Origin of the sequence: Nonomuraea mangrovi, assembly GCF_042681425.1 — a bacterium.
GTDB classification, from domain to species: domain Bacteria; phylum Actinomycetota; class Actinomycetes; order Streptosporangiales; family Streptosporangiaceae; genus Nonomuraea; species Nonomuraea mangrovi.
Map to the genome: position 1 here is coordinate 1 of NZ_JBHUFV010000027.1, position 7,024 is coordinate 7,024.

Genomic DNA, 7,024 nt, shown 5'->3' on the forward strand with positions numbered 1-7,024 from the left:
GGTCAGCTCGTCAAAGCCATCCTCATACTCCAACTCCGCGAAGCAGGATGAAAAGGGCTCCGTGTCAAGCTGAGAGCTTTGCGGTACACGGAAGATGGTCTAGGTGAGGGCGGCAGAGCCGAATCAGCGCTTAGACAGCAGTACGTTGAACCGCGTGAACAGTTTGTCCGTGCCAGCACCGATGCTAGCCAGGAACGTCCACGCGTCCCCGGTTCTTTGCGAGCACTCGCGGGCCGGGGTGACGCACTGAATCAAAATCCGTTATCGCGGAAGGAGTGCTCCATCAAGTGCCAGAACGACCGGAAGCGGGTGGCATCGAGCTCGTACAAGGAGTCAAAGTACCACGCTTCCCATTCATCGTTCGAGGTGACAATGTGCGGATTGAGCAGATAAACACTACCCTCGACGTTCTCGGAAATGCACAACGTGTGCGACAGAAAGTCTCCGACCTCAAAGAAATCCCGATCCTGAGGCGCGTCGTAGTCGAAGAAATAGTCGGCGGGCAATTTCGGGATCGGGGAGTCAGGCGAGGGACCCCATGTGTTCGCGAGGTGCGGATCCACGTCGCGCGTCCACCCGACCTCGGCGATGGGGAGAAGGTGAACACTGGTAAAGGAGTTCACGTCCCAGCCGTTGCTTACCTGGAGGAACTCTCGGTAGCTCGGTGGCAAGCGGCGGCCGAGGCGCTCTTCCTGACGGAGGAGCTCGGCTTCACTGACGGGAGTTGCTCCCAGCCATCCGGTTGGGTGCGGCGAAGATCCCCTACCGTTGTGGAGATCGTGGTCTGTGCCGCTCACGGCCTGGAGGCGTTCGGCCCATGCGTAGCGGGGAGTGTTGGGGCCGTTCATAGAGCGCATTCTACGGCAGGTTGTGAATAGATGCTGCCGCAAGTGGCCGAAAGGGTGAGGGAGGGCCACAGGGCCCTCCCTCGGATGGATCGAACTGGCTACACGATTGGGGCTGGATCCACACCCAGGATTCGTTGTCGCCGCCGACCCGGTAGTGTGAGTAGAAGGATCGCAGCGCATGACCCTGGTCGATATTCTGCTGGTGATTCACAGCGGGTACCGAGAAATGCCCCTTCGCGTGCAAGGCGCCTTGGAATGGTACTGGCGAACGGATATTCGTCGCAGGAATTGGTTGGGCCTCGAGGCGGGCCGCCGTTGTAATATGGCGGTCCGCATTTCTCCGGCATGTAGTACTTGCAGTAGAGGTCCCGGCTCTCCCGGATGAGGGCCGGCCGATCCCGTAGTCAGCCCTCCTCCCTCCGCACCTGGTCCGGCCGCTTGTCCGGGCGCAGGCCGCGCCAGCTCGGATGCCGCAGGCGGCCGTCCGCCGTCCATTCCGTGTACTGCACTTCACCCACCAGGACGGGATCGACCCAGCGCGCGTCGCGCGCGTGCGGAAGCGGCACCTTGTCTTCGAACGGGCTGTCCGGCCGCTCGTACGGTGCCAACCGGGCTGCGAGATCCCGCAGCGTCTCGTCCGTGAAACCGGTGCCGACGTGCCCCACGTAGACCAGCCGTCCTGCGTCGTCGTACACGCCGAGGAGCAGCGATCCGATCATGTCGGCACGCCTGCCCTCTCCCGGCCTCCACCCGCCGATGATCACCTCCTGGGTGCGGAAGTTCTTCACCTTCACCCAGTCGCGGCTGCGCCGCCCCGGCTGGTACGCCGAGGCCAGCCGCTTGGCGACCACGCCTTCTAGGAGCCGTTCGCGGCTCCTCCGGAATGCCGTGGCCCCGTGGCCGACGCTGTGGGGCGGCACGCTCCATCTTTCTCCGGCCGCCACGGTCCTCGAGAGCAGGTCTCTGCGCTCCAAATACGGCAGGTCGATGGTGCAGGTGACGTTCACGTGTAGGACATCGAAGATCAGGTAGGAGACCGGCGTTGAGCGCGCCAGCGCCGCTATCCTGTCCGGATCTCGCTGGTGTATCCGCGGTTGCAGCGCGGCGAAGCTCGGCCTGCCCTGTTCGTCGAACGCGACGATCTCTCCGTCGAGCACGGCGTTGCCTCGTACGGCGCCTGGGAGCCGTCCGAGCTCCGGGTAGGCGGCCGTGACGTCGAGGCCGTTGCGCGAGACCAGCCGGAGCGCGGCGCCGTCCACGTAGCCGAGCGCCCGTGCACCGTCCCACTTCATCTCGTAGCCGAACAGCCGGTCCTCGGCCGACGGCGGTAGCTGCCCGAGCCGCGCCAGCATCGGTGAGTACTCCGGAAGGTCCCCCATGAGGAGGTCGTACCCAAGTGCGGAACGCGCTCTGTGAGATCCTGGTTCAGATGAGGGCTCCCTGGGAGTGCCCCGGACGACGGCTCCTCTCCTGGCGGCGGTTGTCGACCTCGGTCGTACCGGGGGTCGTGGTGGGCGTGGCCGTCGGGATCGCGGGTGCCGCCCGGTTGTCCGTACCGGTCTCTTGGATCGTCGCCCAGAGCGTCGTCTTGACCTGGGTGTGGCGCATCGGCTCGCGGCAGGATCACGAGGACACCAAGCGCATCGCTGAGGAGGAGGGCCGTACGCATTCCACGGACGCGGGGGTCCTGATCCGCGACTTCTCGTGCATCGACTGTGGGAACGGGTGCCCGGCCATGGGAGCGGCAGGAGGCACGCGAACAGGTGGCGCTGTTCAACCTCACCACCGGTCACGGTGGCCATTGGCATGTTCACCCTCTACGCGGCCGAGTTCGCGATTGCGCGCCGGGATTGGCTCGTCGATGGCCGAGTTGATCGCGGCGTACTCCACGCCGATGCCCCTCCCGGTCAGGAAGCGCATGAGGAACAGGTGCCAGGGCTGGACGGCGAAGGCGGTGGCCACAGTGGCGGCCATGTAAAGCCCGAGCGTGACCATGAACCGGTCCGTGAGCTGCCCGAACAGCAGGGCGCCCCCTGACCGCGTCCGCCGCGCACGCGCGCGGCCGGCCCGACGGCGACCGCGAGGCGCTGGCCCGGGCCGCCTGGCGCTCCGACGACGTGCGGGGGCAGGCCTCCGCCACGGAAGACCTCGGCGTCCTGCTGGCCGCCGACGGGCGGCACGACGACGCGGTGGAAAGCCTCGACCGCGCGCTCGCGATCTACCACGAGATCGGATCTGTTCGGGATTCGGCCCGAGTCCGCAAGCGGCTGCGCGGCATGGGCGTGCACTACCGCCACTGGAGCTACGCCGACCAGCCCGTCTGCGGCTGGGACAGCCTCACCGAGACCGAGCTCAACGTCTCGCTCCTGGTCGCCGACGGATGATCCAACCGGAAGGTGGCGGAGCAGATGTTCATCAGCGCCCACACGGTCGCCTTCCACGCAAGCTGCAGATCAACTCCCGCGTCGAGCTGACCCGCCTCCTGGCGGTCCGGGAGGGCGACGAGCCCGGCGGCTGACGCGTGAGCGCCAGGACTACATGTATGGGGGATGTGAAGCGGCAGCTCCCGCGAAAGCCTCGAAACGGTGTGCATCACATCGAGGAGGTCACCATGGCGCTGTTGGGGCGCCGCAGGGGCGGTGACGTTTACCCCGCCCGCGAGTTCGAGGACGTACGACCGGCCGGGGTAGAAGAACGCGGCCCTGGGAGAGATGAGAGAGGACGGAGGCGCGGGCGCCTGGGGTGTCCCCGACGGCTCGACCGTGACAGTGGACGTCGACCACGGCGAGCTGAGCGTCACCTTCCCGGACCGGGCAGCTGACATGACGTCCACCATCGCCTGCCCGAACTGCGGCAAACGGAACAGGGTGCCTGCCGCGGCCGACGGCGTCCCCCAGCGCGGGAGCTGCCATCAGCCCCTGCTGCCTTGGATCGCCGAGGCGGGCGACGACACGTTCGCCGAGGTCGCCGAGCGATCGGCGCTACCGGTCACCGTCGACTTCTGGGCGGACTGGTTCAGGCCGTGCCGGATGGTCACGCCCGCGCTCGAACAGGTCTCCCAGGACCGGGCCGGCCGCGTCAAACTCGTCGACGTGGACCGGTTGCGACGCCTGTCCGAGCGCCTCGCGATCAAGCACATCCCGACGCTCATGATGATGGTCCGCGGCGAGGTCGTCGCCCAGCGGGTGGGCGGCGCGCCCACCCACGAGGGTGGCAGATGGGTCGAGGACGCGGTCAAGGCGCGCGCATGACGCCGGTACCCGAGACGCCGGACTTGTACGGCGCCTATCCCCGGCTGAGCGAGGCGCAGCTCGCCGAGCTCTCCCCCCGTGGCGAGCGCCGGGCCGTGTCGGGAGGCGACGTCCTGTTCCGTGAGGGGGAGCCCACCGCGGAGTTCATCGTCGTGCTGACCGGCAAGGTCGCCATGGTCGAGGGGCGCGGCCCGGACGAGCGGACGATCGCCGTCCACGGCCCGGGCCGGTTCCTCGGCGAGCTCAGCCTGCTCACCGGCCAGGCGGGATTCCTGACCGCCGTCGTCCAGGAGCCAGGCGAGGTGCTGGCCGTGCCGGCCGACGAGGTGCGCGCGCTGGTGGCGCGGGACCAGGCACTCGGCGACCTCATCCTGCGGGCCTACCTGGCCCGGCGGTCCCTACTGATCGGGCTGGGCACCGGCTTCCGCATCATCGGCTCCCGCTATTCGGCGGACTGCCGGCGGCTGCGCGAGTTCGCTGCCCGCAACAGGGTGCCGCACAGGTGGATCGACCTGGAGGACGACGAGGAGGCGGACGCGCTGCTGCGCGAGCTGCGCATCCCGCCCGAGGACACCCCGGTCGTGATCTGGCGCGGCGACAAGGTCCTGCGCAACCCGACCGTCGCCCAGCTGGCGAAGGCGATCGGCCTGCCCGTCCCGGTGCCCGGCACCGGGGTCAGCGACCTGGTCGTCGTGGGCGCGGGCCCCGCGGGCCTGGCCGCCGCCGTGTACGGGGCCTCGGAAGGGCTGACGACCATCGTGCTCGACGCCGTGGCCGCGGGCGGCCAAGCCGGCACCTCCTCCCGCATCGAGAACTACCTCGGCTTCCCCTCCGGCATCTCGGGCGCCGAGCTGGCCGAGCGCGCCATCATCCAGGCGCGGAAGTTCGGCGCGGTGCTGACCGTCCCGGCCGAGGTGACCGGTCTGCAGCCGGACGACGGCTTCTACGGCGTCGTCGTCGAGGACGGCAACACCGTCAAGGGCCACGCCGTGATCATCGCCACCGGCGCCCGCTACCGGCGGCTGCAGGTCCCCGAGCTGGAGAAGTACGAGGGATCGGGTGTCTACTACGCGGCCACCCCGTTCGAGCTGCGCATGTGCAGCCGCTCCCCGGTGGTCATCGTCGGCGGCGGCAACTCCGCCGGTCAGGCGGCCCTCTACCTGGCCACGAACGCGTCGTCGGTGCGCGTGATCGTACGCGGTCACGACGTGCGCGCCAGCATGTCCCACTACCTCGCCGACGAGCTCGACCGCACGCCCGGCATCGAGATCATGCACGACACCGAGGTATGCGACCTCATCGGCGACGGCACGCTGAAAGGTGTCCGCGTCCGCAACAAGCGCACAGGGAAGTCCCTGGAGATCGCGACCAGGGCGATGTTCGTCTTCATCGGCGCCGACCCGCACACCAAGTGGCTGGAGGGCGCCGTGCCGCTCGACGACCGCGGCTTCGTCGTCACGGGACAATCCACCACCTGGAATGCACTGCTTCCCCTGGAGACCGACCACCTGGGCGTCTTCGCCGCGGGCGACGTCCGCAGCGGATCGGTCAAGCGGGTCGCCTCCGCGGTGGGGGAGGGCGCCATGGCCGTGCGCCTGGTGCACGAGAGGTTCACCACCACAGGAAATCGACAGAGAAGACGGTGATCGACATGCCGGTGATGGCACACGCCAGATTCGAGCGCTTCTTCCGCGCCGCCGCGGGACTCGACGTGGACAAGAACGACCTCAAGCGCTTCAACGACTTCGTCAACCAGAAGCTGTACGACATGCTCGTCGTCGCCGAGGCCGCGGCCAAGGAGAACAGGCGCGACATCATCCAGCCATGGGACCTGCCCATTACCAAGGGACTACAGGAGAACATGCACGACTTCCGCGACCTGGACGAGGAGCTGGAGCTATCGCCGATCCTGGAGCAGCTCACCGCGCTGCCGCCGCTCGACCTGTCGCTCAGCGTAGACGCCGAGGCCCGGCTGCCGGCCGTGGCCGGCGGGCTGTCCATGGTGCTCGCCCGCGCGCTCAAGATCGTCGAACCCGACCTCAAGAACCCTTCCAGCGAGCATTGGCAGCGCATGTCCCGGCTGTTGGGCCTGCTCCTGTGACCATGACGCGGAGCGGCGAGCGGCGGACACCCTCCGGAGAGGCGCGTGCTGTCGTGCCAGCTCGCCGGTGTCGCGGTCGCTGACGGCTGGCCTCATCGGCCCGGCTTGGAGGCAACCCGCAGATCGACGGTGAAGACATCATCAAAGACGGGGTGACCGAGTTCGCGGCCGAATTCGTCCAGGACGCGGACATAGTCGAGCTCGCGAGCAAGAATTTCGTCCTCGGAAAGCAGGCCGTGGCGCTCAGCGAAGGAAAATCACCCTTTACCTAGATCTATTTCACGCCGCTCATCTCGAGATGCTCGTGCACCTGTCTGATCGCCATGGCGCTCTCACCGACCGCGGAGGCCATCCGTTTGATCGACCCGCTTCGCAGGTCGCTCTTCCTGAGGTCGGAGGACCGGACCAGCAGGCGTACCCGGGCGGCATGCTGGGCGAGGTACGCCGCGGCCTGCCCGGCCGAGTTGCCGCCGCCCACGACCGCGACCGGATCGTGGCGGCACAGCCGAGCTTCGACCGCGGTCGCCGCGTAGTAGACGCTGGTGGCCTCGAATTCCGCCAGGCGGGGCACGTCAAGCCGGCGATACCTGGTGGATCCGCCGACGAGGATCACTTCGTCGATGTCGTCCGCGGTGAGCTTGGCGTCGGCCATCGCCTGCTTGACCGGTCCCATGCATCGCTCGACGAGGTCGGCGGTGATCTGGTCGAACGTGGAGCGCATCAGCGTCGTGTTCAGGTGCTTTGGGCCTGCGGCGTCGGCGGTGATGAACGGCAGGCTGATCGTGGTCTGGGTGACAGACGAGAGTTCCACCTTCGCCTTCTCC

At 67.8% G+C, this 7,024-nt stretch carries 8 protein-coding genes; 4 read left to right on the forward strand and 4 right to left on the reverse strand.

Annotated elements, in window-relative coordinates:
- Nucleotides 1-251: 251 nt before the first annotated feature.
- From ACFSKW_RS17755 to ACFSKW_RS17765, 3 genes are all read right to left on the reverse strand, one after another.
- A complete protein-coding gene (locus ACFSKW_RS17755) occupies nucleotides 252-848 on the reverse strand; it encodes an SMI1/KNR4 family protein (protein WP_379573361.1) in 597 nt (198 codons plus the stop codon).
- A 404-nt stretch (nucleotides 849-1,252) separates the two neighbouring features.
- Nucleotides 1,253-2,227, reverse strand: a complete 975-nt coding sequence (ligD, locus tag ACFSKW_RS17760) for a non-homologous end-joining DNA ligase (protein ID WP_379573362.1) — start codon at nucleotides 2,225-2,227, stop codon at nucleotides 1,253-1,255.
- A gap of 400 nt (nucleotides 2,228-2,627) precedes the next feature.
- A complete protein-coding gene (locus ACFSKW_RS17765; RefSeq protein WP_379573363.1) occupies nucleotides 2,628-2,843 on the reverse strand; it encodes a hypothetical protein in 216 nt (71 codons plus the stop codon).
- A 122-nt stretch (nucleotides 2,844-2,965) separates the two neighbouring features.
- On the opposite strand from ACFSKW_RS17765, the gene ACFSKW_RS17770 reads away from it, so the two are divergent.
- From ACFSKW_RS17770 to ACFSKW_RS17785, 4 genes are all read left to right on the forward strand, one after another.
- Entirely contained in the window at nucleotides 2,966-3,232 is a 267-nt protein-coding gene (locus tag ACFSKW_RS17770) for a tetratricopeptide repeat protein (protein WP_379573364.1), read from the forward strand.
- A gap of 327 nt (nucleotides 3,233-3,559) precedes the next feature.
- Nucleotides 3,560-4,099: a thioredoxin domain-containing protein gene (locus ACFSKW_RS17775; RefSeq protein WP_379573365.1), complete on the forward strand. Its 540-nt coding sequence runs from the start codon at nucleotides 3,560-3,562 to the stop codon at nucleotides 4,097-4,099.
- Nucleotides 4,096-5,745: an FAD-dependent oxidoreductase gene (locus ACFSKW_RS17780; protein WP_379573366.1), complete on the forward strand. Its 1,650-nt coding sequence runs from the start codon at nucleotides 4,096-4,098 to the stop codon at nucleotides 5,743-5,745. Before ACFSKW_RS17775 ends, ACFSKW_RS17780 begins: the two co-directional genes overlap by 4 nt.
- Nucleotides 5,746-5,750: 5 nt before the next feature.
- On the forward strand, nucleotides 5,751-6,200 hold the full coding sequence (locus tag ACFSKW_RS17785; protein ID WP_379573367.1) for a DUF1931 family protein: 450 nt from the start codon (nucleotides 5,751-5,753) through the stop codon (nucleotides 6,198-6,200).
- Between the two features lie 274 nt (nucleotides 6,201-6,474).
- Here ACFSKW_RS17785 and ACFSKW_RS17790 read toward each other — a convergent pair.
- A partial coding sequence (locus ACFSKW_RS17790) for an Hsp70 family protein (RefSeq protein ID WP_379573368.1) occupies nucleotides 6,475-7,024 on the reverse strand: 550 nt, incomplete at its 5' end.